This is a genomic window from Pseudoxanthomonas sp. X-1 (assembly GCF_020042665.1).
Lineage (GTDB): Bacteria > Pseudomonadota > Gammaproteobacteria > Xanthomonadales > Xanthomonadaceae > Pseudoxanthomonas_A > Pseudoxanthomonas_A spadix_A.
Genome location: NZ_CP083376.1, coordinates 4106398 through 4121854, shown reverse-complemented (window position 1 = coordinate 4121854; position 15457 = coordinate 4106398). Strand labels below are relative to the sequence as shown.

The following is a 15457-nucleotide window of genomic DNA, read 5'->3' as shown; positions in this document are numbered from 1 at the left end:
TGACCGCCTGGCGCAGAATGGACTTGAGGATGTGCATTCTGAGCGCCGCTGCGCCGGATGAATCTCCGTTAGGCGGGCTATGATCCGCGGATGAGCCAACTTCCTGCCGCGCTGGACCGGACCGACCGCAGAATTCTCGCCCTGCTCCAGCAGGACGGCCGGATCACCAACCTCAAGCTGGCCGACAGCGTGCATCTGTCGCCCACCGCGACCCTGGAGCGGGTCAAGCGGCTGACGACAGAGGGCTACATCATCGGCTACCGCGCGCGGCTCAACCCGCACAAGCTCGGCGCCGGCATGCTGGTCTTCGTCGAGGTGCTGCTGGACCGCACCACGCCGCACATCCTGGAGGAGTTCCAGGCCGCCATCCGCGACCAGCCCGAGGTCATGGAATGCCACCTGGTCGCCGGCGGCTTCGACTACCTGATCAAGCTGCGCGCGGCCGACATGGCCGACTACCGCGACATCGCCGGCCGCGTGCTGTGGAAGCTGCCCGGCGTGCGCGAGACCCGCACCTATGCGGTGATGGAAGAGGTCAAGAACAGCGCGGACCTGTATCTGGACATTTAAGACGGCAGGACGAGCCGTTATTTCGCGCAGGCGGGAATCCGTGCCTTGTGCGCTGATTGCGAAAGTCGCTGGGTTCCCGCTTTCGCGGGGACGACAGCGGTGAGGCGCCGCAGTTCTCCCGCCTGGTGGGAGCTGCCATGGCGGCGATGAGGCCTTCCCTGTAAAGCCCATTGCCGCCATAGCGGCTCCCAAAAAACACAAAAACAGTTAAGGACACGGCGCCCTTGGGCGCCGTGTCCGGTTGCGGAGCGGTGCGGGTCGATCAGACCAGGGTCAGCACCACGTCCACGTTGCCGCGGGTCGCGTTGGAGTACGGGCAGACCTGGTGCGCGGTCTCGACCAGCTTCTGCGCGGTCTCGCGATCCAGGCCCGGCAGCTCGATCTTCAGCTCGACAGCGATGGCGAACGCGCTGCCGGCCGGGCCGATGCCGACCTTGCTCTCGATGGCCACGTCATCGGGCACCTTGATCTTCTCGCGCGCGCCCACGGCCTTCATCGCGCCGATGAAGCAGGCCGCGTAGCCGATGGCGAACAGCTGCTCGGGATTGGTGCCGGGGCCGCCGCCGCCGCCGAGCTCCTTCGGCGTGGACAGCTGCAGGTCCAGCGGACCGTCCGGAGTGATGCCGCGGCCTTCGCGGCCGCCCTTGGCGATGGCGGTGGCGGTGTAGAGGATCTTGTCGGGTTTCATGGTGAACTCCTGGGTTGTTTGCGATTGAATCGCGTGCGATTTCATGGGGACGACGTCGGGGAGGGTGGAGCGGTTCAAGCGGTGGGGGTGGCACGCGCGAGCTTGTCGCGCAGGTCTTCCAGCTGCGCCTTGAGCGCGCGCAGCTGGTCGGGGGAGCAGTCCATGGCACAGAACAGGCCTTCGGGCACGGACTGCGCACGGCTGCGCAGGGCGCGGCCGGCGTCGGTGAGGTGGATCTCGACCTGGCGCTCGTCCTGCGCGGCGCGGGTGCGGGTCACCAGGCCGGCCGACTGCAGGCGCTTGAGCAGCGGCGTCAGCGTGGCCGAATCCAGGAACAGCTTCTCGCCGATGGCCGAGACGGTCTGCCCGTCGCGCTCCCACAGCACCAGCATCACCAGGTATTGCGGGTAGGTCAGTTCTAGGGCGGCCAGCAGGCCACGGTAGGTGCGGCTGAGCGCCAGGTTGGTCGAATACAGCGCGAAGCACAGCTGGTTGTCCAGCTGCAGCAGGTCGCGGGATGTGTTCGGGGAGTCCATGGGACGTAAATTACATCGTGCGCGATTGAATTGCAAGTGATAAGTTTTGGCGGGGTTCAGGCACCGCCGACGAACCCCTGCTGGCGCCAGGCTTCGAACACCATGATCGCCACGGTGTTGGACAGGTTGAGGCTGCGGTTGTCCGGCCGCATCGGCAGGCGCAGGCGCTGTTCGGCCGGCAGCGCGTCCAGCACGTCGGCCGGCAGGCCGCGGGTCTCCGGGCCGAACAGGAAGGCGTCGCCCGGGGCGTACTCGATCGTGTCGTAGCGCTGGCGGCCGCGGGTGCTGAGGGCGAACAGGCGGCGCGGCGCGATCGTGGCCAGCGCGGCCGGCAGGTCGTCGTGGACCTGGAGCGCGGCGTATTCGTGATAGTCCAGCCCGGCGCGCTTGAGCTGGCGATCCTCCAGGGCGAACCCGAGCGGGCGGATCAGGTGCAGGCGCGCGCCGGTGTTGGCGCACAGCCGGATCACGTTGCCGGTGTTGGGCGGGATCTCCGGCTGGTAGAGCAGCACATCGAGCTGGAATGGCGCGCTCATGCGGCGCCCGGGCGACAGGGGGCCACCGTGTGGCGGAAAACGCCGAAAAGCGAAGGAACCATGCTGCGTGAGCCGAGGGGCGACGGGGCCGCCAAGTCTAGGCTGCCTGCCGACCTCGAGGCGCGCGCGCTGAAGCTCGCATCACGCGGAAGGTCTTGCGAGCGAGGCTCGCATCACGCGATTCGGCAAGCGGTCGGGGTTGCGTGCGGCGCTTGCGCGACTTCGCCGCAACGCCCAGACGAGGCGCCGGACGAGCCGTGCAGTCGACAGGATGAAGCGTTAAATCCAAAAACCCTGCGCTGGCTCAATGGATCGGCCAGGTGCATGGCGCCTTGCGAGACTTGCTCAGCATCGAGGGGCCTGCCGAGCGCCCGCGTCGAGGGGTGTTGCGTACGGCGTGCGACAACCCGCGCGAGCGCTGCCATCGTCAACCAGCCTTGGGAGCTTCCAGCCCTTGGCGAATGCCCGGGTGTTACGTACTGCAGAAGGACGGTGCGACTGGGCTCAGCGGGCGGCCGCGCCGCTCACCAGGCTGGCGGCCTGGGTGGCCAGCTGGGTGTTGACCTGCTGGGCCTGCACGGCGGCGACCTGACCGGCCTGATGCGAGACGTAGTAGGCCACGTCCTCGGCGGCCGGGCGCACGGTGACCGCGGCCAGGGTGACCACGCGCTCGGCGCCGCGCGAGGCCTGGTAGTACGCCAGGTCGCCCAGGTCCGGGGTGACCTTCACCGCCGGCAGGTCGACCACGCGGGCGCTGCGGGTGGCATTGAAATAGGCCAGGTCGGCCGGGTCCGGGCGGACGCTGACGGTCGGCAGGTCGACGACGTGGGCGGACTGGCTGGCCTGGGCGACCGGCGCGGATTCCAGTGCGCCAGGGCGGGACAGGAGCATGGAGCCGGCGCACAGGGCGAACAGGGAGGCGGCGGCTAGCGGGAGCAGGGTGTTGGTGTTCATGGTGGGTCTCCGTAGTGATGTCGTCAGGTGGTGTGGTAGTAAAGTAAAACACCTAATCAGTTCGGTCAAGCGCGAAGTGATCGGACTTCGCTTCTATTCAGTAACTGTTCAAGTTAAGGGTGGGCGGTGTTCCGCGGCGAGTAGCAACGCAGGACGCGTGCCAACTCCAAATCCTTGTTTTTAAAGGGACCTACGCGGCTGGCTGAGTGTCCGGTGTCCGCGGCGGTGTCCGCGAACACCTGCTCCGATGCGCAAAACTGTCCGAAGGTTTGGATCGGACAGGCTTGAACCGCCGATGGCCTCCCCGGCCGGGCCCAGATCGAGCGTCAAACCTGCGACGGGGGGAGCGGGCGCACACCCCGCGATTCCGGCCGGAACGCATGCGGTAGCAGGCCGTACGCCTGTAGCTGTCGCCATCGTCAGCGCCCGCATGGCTTGTGGCCTAGTGAAAACCCCGGCGCCCGCGCCTAGCATCGCGGGGCTGTTCCTCGTCCACCCGCCCGGCATCACGCCGCCGCGGGACCTGCATCCACAAGGAGTTCCATGCGCATTTCGACGCGTCCCCAGATCCGCCTGCTGTCCCTGGCCCTTTCCACCGCACTGCTTGGCGGCGTGGCCACGGGTGCGCTCGCCCAGGCGCCGGTTGCCGCCGCCGCCGCGCCGGCCAAGGTCGACATTCCCTATGAGCAGTTCACCCTGCCCAATGGCCTGCGCGTGATCGTGCACACCGACCGCAAGGCGCCGATCGTGGCGGTGAACCTGTGGTACCACGTGGGCAGCAAGGACGAGCCGGCCGGACGCAGCGGCTTCGCGCATCTGTTCGAACACCTGATGTTCAACGGCAGCGAGAACGCGCCGGGCGAGTTCTTCGCCCCGTTCGAGCAGGCCGGTGCCACCGACATGAACGGCACCACCAACACCGACCGCACCAACTATTTCGAGAACGTGCCGACCACCGCGCTGGACATGGCGCTGTGGATGGAGTCCGACCGCATGGGCCACCTGGTCGGCGCGATCGACCAGAAGACCCTGGACGAGCAGCGCGGCGTGGTCCAGAACGAGAAGCGCCAAGGCGAGAACCAGCCCTACGGCCAGCTGCGCGAGGTCATCGCGCGCACGATGTATCCGGTGGGCCACCCGTACCACCACACCACGATCGGCTCGATGAACGATCTCAACGCCGCCTCGCTGGACGACGTCAAGACCTGGTTCAAGACCTGGTACGGCCCCAACAACACCGTGCTGGTGCTGGCCGGCGACATCGACCTGGCCACGGCCAAGGAGAAGGCGGCCAAGTACTTCGGCGATATCCCCGCCACGCCGACCATGGCCCAGCCCAAGGTCGACGTGGCCGTGCTCAAGCAGTCCGGCCGCACCGAACTGGAGGACAAGGTGCCGCAGGTGATGGTGCGGCGCATGTGGAACGTGCCGCAGTTCGGCACCAAGGATGCCGACCTGCTCGACCTGGTCTCCGACGTGCTGGGCGGCAGCGCCAGTTCGCGGCTCGACGCGCGTCTGACCCACCAGGACAAGCTGGTGGACAACATCGGCACGGCCAACTACGGCTCGCAGCTGGGCGGCAACTTCTACGTCAACGCGCTGGTCAAGCAGGGCGTGGATCCGGCCAAGGTCGAGGCGGTGATCGACGAGGAACTGCAGCGCCTGATCAAGCAAGGCCCCACGCCCGAGGAGCTGGCCCGCGCCAAGACCAATTACCGCGCCGGCTTCATCCGCGGCATCGAGCGCATCGGTGGCTTCGGCGGCAAGGCCGACGCATTGGCCTCGTGCGCCACCTTCACCGGCGATCCGGGCTGCTTCCGCGAGTCGCTGGCCAACATCGAAGCGGCCAGCGTAGCCGACGTGCGCGCCGCGGCCGCCAAGTGGCTGGGCAACCCGAGCCACACCTTCGTGGTCAAGCCCGGCACGCGCACGCCGCTGGTGGAAGAGCCTTCCGCCAAGCCGACGCCGTTCAACGCGCCCAAGCCCGATCCCAAGTACACCACCCTGGCCAGCACCGTGGACCGCAAGGCCGGCGTACCCAAGGTGGAGAGCTTCCCGGCGCTGAAGTTCCCGGCCCTGCAGCGGGCCACGCTCAAGAACGGCAGCACCGTGGTGCTGGCCGAGCGCCACGAGATTCCGGTGGTGGACATCGCCTACGACTTCGACGGCGGCTACGCCAGCGACCACGGCGGCAAGCTGGGCACGGCCGGCTTCACCAACAAGATGCTGGGCGAAGGCGCGGGCGACCTGGGCGCGCTGGCGTTCAAGTCGCGCGCCGAGGAGCTGGGCGCGTCGCTGGAATCCGGCGCCTCGCTCGACGGCGCCACCGCCTCGCTGTCGGCGCTGAAGGAGAACCTGGACGCCTCGGTGGGTCTGTTCGCCAGCATGCTGCGCGCACCGCGTTTCGAGCAGTCCGAGATTGACCGCGTCAAGGCGCAGTGGATCGCCGGCATCGCCCAGGAGAAGGCGCGTCCGCAGACCGCCGCGCTGCGCGTGCTGCCGCCGCTGCTGTACGGCGACACGCATCCCTATGGCATCCCGTTCACCGGCTCGGGCACGGAAGCGGCGATCACCTCGCTCACCCGCCAGGACCTGCTGAACTACCAGCAGCAGTGGCTGCGCCCGGAGAAGGCCACGGTGATCGTGGTCGGCGACACCACGCTGGCGCAGATCGTGCCGGTGCTGGACAAGTACTTCGGCGACTGGAAGGGCGAAGGCGTGGCCAAGGCTGGGGTGGACATCCCGCAGGCCAAGCGTCCGGCCAAGCCGCGCGTGTACCTGATCGACCAGCCTGGCGCGGTGCAGGCCAACATCTACGCCGGCGAGCTGCTGCCTTCGAGCAAGGATCCCGGCGCGGTCAAGTTGGAGATGAGCAACGAGATCCTGGGTGGCTCGTTCACCTCGCGCCTGAACATGAACCTGCGCGAGGACAAGCACTGGTCCTACGGTGCCCGCACCGTGCTGGCCGGCGCGCTGGGCCAGCGCCCGTTCCTGTCCATCGCCCCGGTGCAGATCGACAAGACCGCCGAGTCGGTGGCCGAGATGCAGCGCGAGATCGCCGACTACGCCGACGGCAAGGCGCCGGCGACCGCGGCCGAGGTCGACAAGGTCGTGGCCAACGAGCTGCGCAGCCAGCCCGGTGCCTACGAGACCGCCTCGGCGGTGATGGGCACCATCGGCAGCATCGTGCGCTACGGGCGCCCGGACAACTGGGTGCAGGTGCGCAACGCGCAGGTCGCCGCGTTCACGCCCGACCAGGCCAACGCCGCGGCCAAGGGCATCGATCCGAATGCCCTGACGTGGGTGATCGTGGGCGATCTGTCCAAGATCGAGGCCCCGGTGCGCGCGCTGAAGCTGGGCGAGGTCAGCGTGGTCGACGCCGACGGCAAGCCGGTCAGCGCCAAGCCGTCCAAGTAAGCCGCCGGTCGGCATGACCCCAGCCCCGGCCCGCCCCGCGCGGGCCGGGGCTTTGTCTTGTTGCCGGAGCGTTCCGCAGGAGCTCCTGTGGGGCTTTCTGCGGCACCTCTATGTGGGAGCCGCCATGGCGGCGAGGGGCCTTCCCGGGAAAGCCCCATCGCCGCCATGGCGGCTCCCCCCTTCCCACTCCGGGCTTCGCCTTCCCCATTCATCAAGGCTGCGGCACCATGCAGGCCTTCCTTCCGTCCTTGCCTTCGACCGGAGCCTCCATGCGCCTGCTCGTCCTGTCCGCTGCCCTGCTGCCCGTGCTGACCGCCTGCACCTGGGTGGAACTGACTCCGCAGGCCAGCGCGATCAAGGTGCTGCCGGCCGGCGCGCCGAGCAGTTGCCAGAAGCTGGGCGAGATCTCGGTCTCGGTGAAGGACAAGGTGGCCTTCTACGAGCGCAACGAGCTCAAGGTCCGCGACGAGCTGGAAACCCTGGCCCGCAACGAGGCCCTGAGCCTGCAGGCCGACACCATCCAGCCCCTCAGCGCGCCCGCCGACGGCGAGCAGCGCTTCGCCGGCCTGCGCTGTCGCTGACAGTTCCGACTGAATAGGGTCACGATCCGCGCCCGTACGGCGACGTAAGGGGCGCGCACGCGTCATTGCGCGGTGCGTCAAAGATGCGTTAAGGGCAGGAACCCGCTACCCTTGGCGCCCCTTCGCCTCAAGCCTGGGCACTCGTCCAATGCTTTTCCAGAACGTCTCCATCGCGGGACTGGCGCATGTCGATGCGCCGCATGTGCTGACCTCCAAGGAAATCAACGCGCGCCTACAGCCGACCTTCGACCGGCTGGGCATCCGCACCGACGTGCTCAACGACGTGGCCGGCGTGCATGCGCGCCGCCTGTGGGACGACGAGGTGCAGTCTTCCGACGCGGCCACCCTGGCGGCGAAGAAGGCGCTGGCCGACGCCGGCATCGGCGCCGAGCGCCTGGGCCTGCTGGTCAATACCTCGGTCAGCCGCGACTTCCTGGAGCCGTCCACGGCCTCGATCGTGTCGGGCAACCTGGGCGTGGGCGACCACTGCATGGCCTTCGACGTGGCCAACGCCTGTCTGGCCTTCATCAACGGCATGGACATCGCCGCGCGCATGATCGAGCGCGGCGAGATCGAGTACGCCCTGGTCGTGGACGGCGAGACCGCCAACCTGGTCTACGAAAAGACGCTCGAGCGCATGACCTCGCCCACCGTCACCGAGGCCGAGTTCCGCGACGAGCTGGCCGCCCTGACCCTGGGCTGCGGCTCGGTGGCCATGGTCATGGCGCGCCGCGAGTTGGTGCCCGACGCGCCGGTCTACAAGGGCGGCGTGACCCGCTCGGCGACCGAGTGGAACAAGCTGTGCCGCGGCAACCTGGACCGCATGGTCACCGATACCAAGATGCTGCTGATCGAGGGCATGAAGCTGGCGCAGAAGACCTTCGTCGCCGCGCGCCAGGTGTTGGGCTGGGCGGTGGACGAGATCGACCAGTTCATCATCCACCAGGTCAGCCAGCCGCATACCCAGGCCTTCATCAAGACCTTCGGCATCGACCCGAAGAAGGTCATGACCATCTTCGGCGAGCACGGCAACATCGGCCCGGCCTCGGTGCCGATCGTGCTGAGCAAGCTCAAGGAGCTGGGCCGCCTGAAGAAGGGCGACCGCATCGCCCTGCTCGGCATCGGCTCGGGCCTGAACTGCACGATGGCCGAAGTGGTGTGGTGAGGTGAGGCGCGGACCGCTGCGTCCGCGCTAGCTTCCGCAAGACCAGGCGATCCGCGCCGAGCGGCGCGGTCGCACGAAAGGCTGATCGACTTGCGCGTGCCCTGCGTCGCTGTGGCGATGCCGCGCGCTGGCGCCTGGCTGGCAGGCGCACCGAGCCGTTGCCGCGCTTACTGCGCGCCGCAGCACTTCTTGTATTTCTTCCCGCTGCCGCAGGTGCACGGATCGTTGCGGCCGGGGGCGGTGTCGCGGCGGATCGGGGTGCGCGGGGTCAGGGTGTCGATGCGGTGGTGGTTGAGGTCGGCCAGCATGCCCGGCAGGCTGGCCACGATCGCCAGCCGCTCCTGATAGCCGATCGGCGTGCCCGGCGCGCTCGGATCGTCCGGATTGATCGCCTCGCCGCTGGCCAGGCGATCGAGTTGGTCGAAGATCTCCTCGATCCATTCGTTGTCGTCCAGCCACTGGTCCCATTCGGCCTCGCGCAGCTCCACCGCGGTGAAGAAGCCCAGCGCCCAGTCGCGGCCGACATCCAGCTCGTCCTCGTGCAGGGCCTCCTCGCCGGTCAGCTCCGGGTCCTCGGGCAGCCACAGCAGCGGCGCGAGATGGTCGGGCAGGGTGTCCTCGTCATGGCGCGTGCGCGCCTGGGCCATGTTCCAGTGGCCCATCAGCAGGTGCTGGACCTGCGTCGCGGCCTGCGTGTCGTCCCAGCGCGGTGCCTTGCCGCCCCAGACCACGGGCTGCCATTCGTCCTCGGGCACCGGGGACGGCGAGACGGCCAGCGCCGACAGGAACCCGTCCAGCGCCTCCAGGTTGAAGCCCTTGAACGGGACCGCGCGCTGGTCGAGCAGATCGGACAGCTGCTCGATCTGGGCGTCGTCGAGGTAGGCGGGTGCGGCGGTTGGCGTGGACATGGCGGAGGTGGGCGAGGGACAGGACCCGCATGGTAGAGCGCATCGGGCGCGCGCGTGTCGTGACGCGATGGCCGGCCGCTACAATGCGCACCCGCGAACGGCCCTCAAGGACCTGCGTGCGCTTCCCCGACTACGACTTCAGCAGCCACCGCTTCGAGGTACGCCCCGGCATCGGCCTGCACTACCTGGACGAAGGCCCGCGCGAGGGCGAGGTCGTGGTCATGCTGCACGGCAATCCGTCGTGGAGCTATTACTGGCGTCATCTGGTGGCGGGCCTGCGCGATCGCTATCGCTGCATCGTGCCCGACCACGTGGGCATGGGCCTGAGCGACAAGCCCGACGATGGCGGCGGGCTGCGTCATCCGCACGGCCGGCCCGACGCGCACGGCCGCGCGCCGGCCTACGACTACACCCTGCAATCGCGCGTGGACGACCTGCAGGCGCTGCTGCGGCACGCCGGCATCGACGATGCGACGCCGGTGACGCTGGCGGTGCACGACTGGGGCGGCATGATCGGCTTCGGCTGGGCGCTGGCGCATGCGGCGCAGGTCAGGCGGCTGGTGATCACCAACACCGCCGCGTTCCCGCTGCCGGCGGCCAAGGCGATGCCGTGGCAGATCGCGCTGGGGCGTGATGCGCTGTTCGGCGCATTCCTCATCCGCGCGTTCAACGCCTTCTCCGGCGGCGCCTCGCGCGTGGGCGTGGAGAAGAAGATGCCTTCCGACGTGCGTCGGGCGTATGTGGCGCCGTACGACAGCTGGGCGCACCGCATCTCGACCGTGCGCTTCATGCAGGACATTCCGCTCTCGCCCGCCGACCGCGCCTGGCCCTTGCTGGAGGCCGCCGGGCGCGCATTGCCGTCCTTCGCCGATCGCCCTGCGTTCATCGGCTGGGGGCTGCGGGACTTCGTGTTCGACCGGCATTTCCTCGACGGCTTCCGCAAGGCGCTGCCGGAGGCGCAGCTGGTCGCCTTCGAGGATGCCGGCCACTACGTGCTGGAAGACAAGCACGCGGTGCTGGTGCCGCAGATCCGTGCCTTCCTCGATGCGCATCCGGTGACGGGACTCGCCTAGCGGTGCGCTCGGTGGGAGCCGCCACGGCGGCGATGGGGCTCTACCGGCAAGGCCCCATCGCCGCCGTGGCGGCTCCCACCCAGAAAGCTGAGGGTTCCTCAGTCCGCGGGCAGCGGATTGCGCTCGATGTCGCTGACGCCGATCCAGTCGGCCTCGGTCAGCGCGTGCAGGCCGTGCGCCAGCCGCGACTTGTCGCACTGCGCGCTGCGCTGGCCGAACTCCAGCGACGCCGGCACCGCCGCGCACACCGAGGGGCGCCGGTCGTGGATGGTGCAGCGGCTGTAGCGGCCGATGTCCGCGTCCAGGGCGATGCAGCGCGGATGGCTTTGCGAGGTGCCGCGCATGACGCGCTCGTGGGTGCGCAGGGAGTCGGTCAGTTCGATGGGGACGTGTCCGCCCAGGGTCGGCTCGGCCTCGCTCCAGTGGAAGCTCACGCGGAAGTAGGCGCAGCAGGCGCCGCAGCTGAGGCAGGGATGCATGGGGGACTGCCGGGCGGCGCGCGGCGAGGTCGGGCAAGGGCGCGGATTCTGCCCGAACCGCCGCCGCGCGCAAGCGCCGGCCTGGCTCGGGCGGGCGGCACCCGGCGCTTCACGGCCCGGGCCTGCGCGTCCGCGGCACCGCCATCGGCGACAATGGCGCGATGACCACCGTCTGCAACATCGCCGCGCGGCTGCCCGAACTGGCGCGCGAGCGCCCCGACCAGATCGCGCTGCGCTGCCCGGGCCGCGGCGGGCGCTACGACATCGCGCTGACCTATGCGCAGCTGGACGCGCGCAGCGACGCCATCGCCGCGGGCCTGGCCCGGCACGGCATCGGCCGCGGCACGCGCACGGTGGTGATGGTGCGGCCCTCGCCGGCGTTCTTCCTGCTGATGTTCGCGCTGTTCAAGGCCGGCGCGGTGCCGGTGCTGGTCGATCCGGGCATCGACCGGCGCGCGCTGAAGCAGTGCCTGGACGAGGCCCAGCCGCAAGGCTTCATCGGCATCCCGCTGGCGCAGGCCGCGCGCCTGCTGCTGGGCTGGGCGCGCAGCGCGACCAGGATCGTCACCGTCGGTCCCAGGCTGGGCTGGGGCGGCGTGACCCTGGCCCAGGTCGAACGTGACGGCGCCGGCGCCGGCCCGCAGCTGGCCACCACCGACGGCGAGGACGTGGCCGGCATCCTGTTCACCAGCGGCTCGACCGGCGTGCCCAAGGGCGTGGTGTACCGGCACCGGCATTTCGTCGGCCAGATCGAACTGCTGGGCAAGGCGTTCGGCATGGTGCCGGGCGGCGTGGACCTGCCGACCTTTCCGCCGTTCGCGCTGTTCGATCCGGCGCTGGGCCTGACCAGCGTCATCCCCGACATGGATCCCACGCGCCCGGCCAAGGCAGAGCCGGCCAAGCTGCATGCGGCCATCCGCCGCTTCGGCGTGACCCAGCTGTTCGGCTCGCCGGCGCTGATGCGGGTGCTGGCCGAGTACGGCCATCCGCTGCCGACGGTGAAGCGGGTGACCTCCGCCGGCGCGCCGGTGCCGCCGGACATCGTGGAGAAGATCCGCGCGCTGCTGCCGGACGATGGCCAGTTCTGGACGCCGTACGGCGCCACCGAATGCCTGCCGGTCGCGGTGATCGAAGGCCGTGAGCTGGACGCCACCCGGCAGGCCACCGAGGCCGGCGCCGGCACCTGCGTCGGCCGCCCGGTCGAGCCCAATCTGGTACGCATCATCGCCATCGACGATGCGGCCATTCCCGAGTGGCGCGGCGTGCGAGAACTCCCGCCCGGCCACGTCGGCGAGATCACGGTCGCCGGCCCCACCGCGACCGACAGCTACTTCAACCGCGACGCCGCCACGCGCGCCGCCAAGATCCGCGAGACGCTGGCCGACGGCGGCACGCGCGTGGTGCATCGCATGGGCGATGTCGGTTACTTCGACGCCGAGGGCCGGCTGTGGTTCTGCGGCCGCAAGACCCAACGCGTGGAGACCGCCGCCGGGCCGCTCTACACCGAACAGGCCGAGCCAGTGTTCAACGTGCACGGCGAGGTGCGCCGCACCGCGCTGGTCGGTGTCGGTGCGCCCGGCGCGCAGGTGCCGGTGCTGTGCTTCGAACTGCTGCCGGGCGTCTCGCCGCAGCGCGCCGACGCGATCGCCGCCGACCTGCGCTCCATCGCCCAGCGCCACGCGCATCTGCGCGGCATCGCCGCCTTCCTGCGCCATCCGGGATTCCCGGTGGACATCCGCCACAACGCCAAGATCGGCCGCGAGAAGCTGGCGATCTGGGCGACCGAACAAGGAGTCGCGCCCGCATGAAGCTGCTGGTCACCGGAGGTGGTGGATTTCTCGGCCAGGCGCTGTGCCGCGGCCTGGTCGAGCGCGGGCACGAGGTCATCAGCTTCCAGCGCGGGCATTACCCGGCGCTGGCGGCGATGGGCGTGGGCCAGATCCAGGGCGACCTGGCCGATGCGCATGCGGTCCGCCATGCGGTGGCCGGCGTCGAGGCAGTGTTCCACAACGCGGCCAAGGCCGGCGCCTGGGGCAGCTACGACAGCTATCACCAGGCCAACGTGGTCGGCACCGACAACGTCATCGCCGCCTGCCGCGCGCACGGCACGCCCAGGCTGGTCTACACCTCCACGCCCAGCGTCACCCATCGCGCGACCCATCCGGTCGAGGGGCTGAGCGCCGACCAGGTGCCCTACGGTGAGGATTTCCAGGCGCCATACGCGGCCACCAAGGCCATCGCCGAGCAGCGCGTGCTGGCGGCCAACGACGCCTCGCTGGCCACCATCGCCCTGCGTCCGCGCCTGATCTGGGGGCCGGGCGATCACCAGATCCTGCCGCGTCTGGTCGAACGCGCGCGCAGCGGCCGCCTGCGCCTGGTCGGCGACGGCATGAACAAGGTCGACACCACGTACATCGACAACGCCGCGCAGGCGCATCTGGACGCGTTCGACCATCTGGCGCCGGGCGCGGTCTGCGCCGGCAAGGCCTACTTCATCTCCAACGGCGAGCCCTTGCCGATGCGCGAGGTCCTGAACGCGCTGCTGGCCGCCACCGGCACCCCGCCGGTACGCAAGTCGCTCTCGTTCAAGACCGCCTACCGCATCGGCGCGACCTGCGAAGTGCTGTGGAAGGCGCTGCCGCTGAAGGGCGAGCCGCCGCTGACCCGCTTCCTGGCCGAGCAGCTGTGCACGCCGCACTGGTACAGCATGGAGCCGGCGCGCCGCGACTTCGGCTACGTGCCGCGCGTGTCGATGACCGAAGGCCTGGCCCGCCTGAAGAACGCGTGGAGTAAATCCGGCTGAATCCTCACGCGGCCGCGATGCGCCAGGCCACAGGCTGGCCACACGCCGATCCGGCGCGCCGCAGAGGAATCACCGCCGTGCTTCATTACGCCATCGTCTTTCTGGTCATTGCGCTGATCGCCGGCGTGCTCGGTTTCAGCGGCATCGCCGGTACCGCGTCCAGCATCGCCTGGATCCTGTTCGTGGTGTTCCTGATCCTGGCCGTGGTCTCGTTCTTCCGCAAGAAAGCGTAGACCGCCGCTGCTCAGAGCGGGCAGGCGAAGTAGCCGACCCGCTTGCCGCTGGGCAGATCGGCCTGGCCGACCCGCTCGAAGCCCAATCGCTGGTGGAAGGCGACCGAGCCGGGATTGGGCGGCTCCAGATTGATCTCGCACACCAGGCGCGTCTGTCCCTGCAGGCGCGCCTGGTGTTTCAGCGCGTCATATAGCGTACCGGCCAGCCCGCGGCCCTGCGCGTGTTCGGCCACCACGATCCGGTCGATGTAGACGAAGCGTTCGAAGCGCGCCGACAGCCAGGCGAAGTTCTGATTGTCGTAGGCCGCGTCCTGGTCCAGCGCGATCAGCAGGGCATCCGCCTCGCCGCAGGTGCGGGCGAAGCACGCCATCCCAATCAGCTGCGCGAACTGCGCAGGCGTCTGCCAGGACAGCGCCGCGGCGTGGGCATTGTTGAGCGCCAGCAGGGCCGGCAGATCGGCCGGGGCGACATCGCGCAGCGGCGTGGACTCGCTCACCTGTAAACCTCCTGAAGGCGAAGCTGGCCGTTTGAACATGCAAGGTCTTGGAATACCCAAGGGTGCTGGACCGAGCGGTCTCCCAAGAGATTTTCCATACGCGCCTTGACCATCGCTCGCTTCACAGCTGCTTGGAGGGCGCACAGCATGGCCCGGGCCGCTTGCCGCTGCCCAGCCCTGCGCCTGGGAAGCTGAAGTCACTCAGCCGAGCGGCCGTGCCGAGGGTCAGGCTCGGCGTGGATGGCTCGTCCCCAGGTTGCGCTCGGGCAGGTGCGGCGGCCGTGCCCGGCCTCGCATCGCTCGCTTTTCGCTTCGGACGCATCGCGCGCCCTCGTCCTCGCACGGGCCGTGCGCATCCCCCGGTTAGAATGCCCGCCATGTCGCCCACCCCCTTCGATGCCCTCAAACCGCTGGCCGGCCGCGCGCTGGAAGCCGCGCTCAACCGTGCCGTCGCGCTCGACCCGGACACGCGTGACGCGCTGGCGCCACTGGCCGGCCGGCGCATCGCCATCGCGCTGGAGTCGCCGCCGCTGGCGCTGGAGATCGCGGTGGAGGCCCAGCGTCTCCACGTGGGGCCGGTCGATCCGGCCAGCGAGCCGGACCTGGCCGTGCGCAGCACGCTGGGCGGGCTGCTGGGCCAGCTGCCGTTCCTGCGCCGCGACGATGCCGCGCCGGTGGGCAAGCTGCGCGTGTCCGGCGATGCGGACCTGGCGCGGCGCCTGCAGACGCTGGCCAAGCGCTTCGACCCGGACTGGGCGCAGCCGCTGGTGAGCGTGTTCGGCCCGGTGCTGGGGGTGCAGATTGCCGGCGCGGTGCGCGGCGCCCTGCTGCGCCTGCGCGAGACCGGCAGCGAACTGGCCGGCAGCGTCGCCGAGTTCGTCACCGAGGAGTCGCGCGACGTGGTCGCCAAGGCCGAGCTGGAGGCCTTCCACGACGAGGTCGACGGCCTGCGCGACGACGTCGAGCGCCTGGCCGCGCGCCTGTCCCGCCTGGCGGCGCGCGCATGAGCCTGGCGTG

Annotated in this window: 16 protein-coding genes; 9 read left to right on the top strand and 7 right to left on the bottom strand. The window is 69.6% G+C overall.

Annotated elements, in window-relative coordinates:
* The first annotated feature begins 90 nt into the window (after nucleotides 1-90).
* The gene (locus LAJ50_RS18535; protein WP_130552831.1) at nucleotides 91-570 is read left to right on the top strand and encodes an Lrp/AsnC ligand binding domain-containing protein; all 480 of its coding nucleotides are present in this window, start codon (nucleotides 91-93) and stop codon (nucleotides 568-570) included.
* Nucleotides 571-832: 262 nt separating this feature from the next.
* Here the strand turns inward: LAJ50_RS18535 and LAJ50_RS18530 are convergent, their stop codons facing one another.
* From LAJ50_RS18530 to LAJ50_RS18515, 4 genes are all read right to left on the bottom strand, one after another.
* The gene (locus LAJ50_RS18530) at nucleotides 833-1258 is read right to left on the bottom strand and encodes an organic hydroperoxide resistance protein (RefSeq protein WP_130552832.1); all 426 of its coding nucleotides are present in this window, start codon (nucleotides 1256-1258) and stop codon (nucleotides 833-835) included.
* Nucleotides 1259-1332: 74 nt separating this feature from the next.
* Complete coding sequence (locus tag LAJ50_RS18525; protein WP_130552833.1) at nucleotides 1333-1794, bottom strand: MarR family transcriptional regulator; 462 nt, start codon at nucleotides 1792-1794, stop codon at nucleotides 1333-1335.
* 56 nt (nucleotides 1795-1850) lie between these two features.
* A complete protein-coding gene (gene trmL, locus LAJ50_RS18520; RefSeq protein WP_138654730.1) occupies nucleotides 1851-2330 on the bottom strand; it encodes a tRNA (uridine(34)/cytosine(34)/5-carboxymethylaminomethyluridine(34)-2'-O)-methyltransferase TrmL in 480 nt (159 codons plus the stop codon).
* 504 nt (nucleotides 2331-2834) lie between these two features.
* A complete protein-coding gene (locus tag LAJ50_RS18515) occupies nucleotides 2835-3284 on the bottom strand; it encodes a hypothetical protein (RefSeq protein WP_130552835.1) in 450 nt (149 codons plus the stop codon).
* Between the two features lie 543 nt (nucleotides 3285-3827).
* Between LAJ50_RS18515 and LAJ50_RS18510 the strand changes: the two genes are divergently transcribed.
* The 3 genes from LAJ50_RS18510 (at nucleotide 3828) to LAJ50_RS18500 (ending at nucleotide 8447) form a co-directional block, all read left to right on the top strand.
* Nucleotides 3828-6701 (top strand): pitrilysin family protein, encoded by a 2874-nt coding sequence (locus LAJ50_RS18510; protein ID WP_138654732.1) that lies wholly within the window; start codon nucleotides 3828-3830, stop codon nucleotides 6699-6701.
* 269 nt (nucleotides 6702-6970) lie between these two features.
* Nucleotides 6971-7282 carry a DUF4156 domain-containing protein gene (locus tag LAJ50_RS18505; protein ID WP_130552393.1) on the top strand — a complete coding sequence of 104 codons (312 nt, stop codon included), beginning with the start codon at nucleotides 6971-6973 and terminating at the stop codon, nucleotides 7280-7282.
* A 148-nt stretch (nucleotides 7283-7430) separates the two neighbouring features.
* The gene (locus LAJ50_RS18500; protein ID WP_130552392.1) at nucleotides 7431-8447 is read left to right on the top strand and encodes a 3-oxoacyl-ACP synthase III; all 1017 of its coding nucleotides are present in this window, start codon (nucleotides 7431-7433) and stop codon (nucleotides 8445-8447) included.
* A gap of 167 nt (nucleotides 8448-8614) precedes the next feature.
* Here the strand turns inward: LAJ50_RS18500 and LAJ50_RS18495 are convergent, their stop codons facing one another.
* A complete protein-coding gene (locus LAJ50_RS18495) occupies nucleotides 8615-9355 on the bottom strand; it encodes a UPF0149 family protein (RefSeq protein ID WP_138654734.1) in 741 nt (246 codons plus the stop codon).
* 116 nt (nucleotides 9356-9471) lie between these two features.
* Here LAJ50_RS18495 and LAJ50_RS18490 point away from each other — a divergent pair, with 116 nt between their 5' ends.
* Complete coding sequence (locus tag LAJ50_RS18490; protein WP_138654756.1) at nucleotides 9472-10428, top strand: alpha/beta fold hydrolase; 957 nt, start codon at nucleotides 9472-9474, stop codon at nucleotides 10426-10428.
* 98 nt (nucleotides 10429-10526) lie between these two features.
* On the opposite strand, the gene LAJ50_RS18485 is transcribed toward LAJ50_RS18490, so the two are convergent.
* Nucleotides 10527-10907, bottom strand: a complete 381-nt coding sequence (locus tag LAJ50_RS18485) for a YkgJ family cysteine cluster protein (RefSeq protein ID WP_138654736.1) — start codon at nucleotides 10905-10907, stop codon at nucleotides 10527-10529.
* Between the two features lie 161 nt (nucleotides 10908-11068).
* Between LAJ50_RS18485 and oleC the strand changes: the two genes are divergently transcribed.
* The 3 genes from oleC (at nucleotide 11069) to LAJ50_RS18470 (ending at nucleotide 13943) form a co-directional block, all read left to right on the top strand.
* Entirely contained in the window at nucleotides 11069-12715 is a 1647-nt protein-coding gene (gene oleC / locus LAJ50_RS18480; RefSeq protein ID WP_138654738.1) for an olefin beta-lactone synthetase, read from the top strand.
* Nucleotides 12712-13710, top strand: a complete 999-nt coding sequence (gene oleD / locus LAJ50_RS18475; RefSeq protein ID WP_138654740.1) for a 2-alkyl-3-oxoalkanoate reductase — start codon at nucleotides 12712-12714, stop codon at nucleotides 13708-13710. The genes oleC and oleD overlap by 4 nt, the downstream gene beginning before the upstream one ends.
* 77 nt (nucleotides 13711-13787) lie before the next feature.
* The gene (locus tag LAJ50_RS18470; RefSeq protein WP_130552387.1) at nucleotides 13788-13943 is read left to right on the top strand and encodes a DUF1328 domain-containing protein; all 156 of its coding nucleotides are present in this window, start codon (nucleotides 13788-13790) and stop codon (nucleotides 13941-13943) included.
* Nucleotides 13944-13954: 11 nt separating this feature from the next.
* Here LAJ50_RS18470 and LAJ50_RS18465 read toward each other — a convergent pair whose 3' ends face one another.
* Entirely contained in the window at nucleotides 13955-14440 is a 486-nt protein-coding gene (locus LAJ50_RS18465; RefSeq protein ID WP_224096384.1) for a GNAT family N-acetyltransferase, read from the bottom strand.
* A 377-nt stretch (nucleotides 14441-14817) separates the two neighbouring features.
* Between LAJ50_RS18465 and LAJ50_RS18460 the strand changes: the two genes are divergently transcribed.
* On the top strand, nucleotides 14818-15447 hold the full coding sequence (locus LAJ50_RS18460; protein ID WP_138654744.1) for an SCP2 sterol-binding domain-containing protein: 630 nt from the start codon (nucleotides 14818-14820) through the stop codon (nucleotides 15445-15447).
* Nucleotides 15448-15457: the final 10 nt, after the last annotated feature.

Coding starts and splice junctions, on each gene's coding strand:
- LAJ50_RS18535 (WP_130552831.1), top strand. CDS start 91: ATGAGCCAACTTCCTGCCGCGCTGGACCGGACCGACCGCAGAATTCTC.
- LAJ50_RS18530 (WP_130552832.1), bottom strand. CDS start 1,258: ATGAAACCCGACAAGATCCTCTACACCGCCACCGCCATCGCCAAGGGC.
- LAJ50_RS18525 (WP_130552833.1), bottom strand. CDS start 1,794: ATGGACTCCCCGAACACATCCCGCGACCTGCTGCAGCTGGACAACCAG.
- trmL (WP_138654730.1), bottom strand. CDS start 2,330: ATGAGCGCGCCATTCCAGCTCGATGTGCTGCTCTACCAGCCGGAGATC.
- LAJ50_RS18515 (WP_130552835.1), bottom strand. CDS start 3,284: ATGAACACCAACACCCTGCTCCCGCTAGCCGCCGCCTCCCTGTTCGCC.
- LAJ50_RS18510 (WP_138654732.1), top strand. CDS start 3,828: ATGCGCATTTCGACGCGTCCCCAGATCCGCCTGCTGTCCCTGGCCCTT.
- LAJ50_RS18505 (WP_130552393.1), top strand. CDS start 6,971: ATGCGCCTGCTCGTCCTGTCCGCTGCCCTGCTGCCCGTGCTGACCGCC.
- LAJ50_RS18500 (WP_130552392.1), top strand. CDS start 7,431: ATGCTTTTCCAGAACGTCTCCATCGCGGGACTGGCGCATGTCGATGCG.
- LAJ50_RS18495 (WP_138654734.1), bottom strand. CDS start 9,355: ATGTCCACGCCAACCGCCGCACCCGCCTACCTCGACGACGCCCAGATC.
- LAJ50_RS18485 (WP_138654736.1), bottom strand. CDS start 10,907: ATGCATCCCTGCCTCAGCTGCGGCGCCTGCTGCGCCTACTTCCGCGTG.
- oleC (WP_138654738.1), top strand. CDS start 11,069: ATGACCACCGTCTGCAACATCGCCGCGCGGCTGCCCGAACTGGCGCGC.
- oleD (WP_138654740.1), top strand. CDS start 12,712: ATGAAGCTGCTGGTCACCGGAGGTGGTGGATTTCTCGGCCAGGCGCTG.
- LAJ50_RS18460 (WP_138654744.1), top strand. CDS start 14,818: ATGTCGCCCACCCCCTTCGATGCCCTCAAACCGCTGGCCGGCCGCGCG.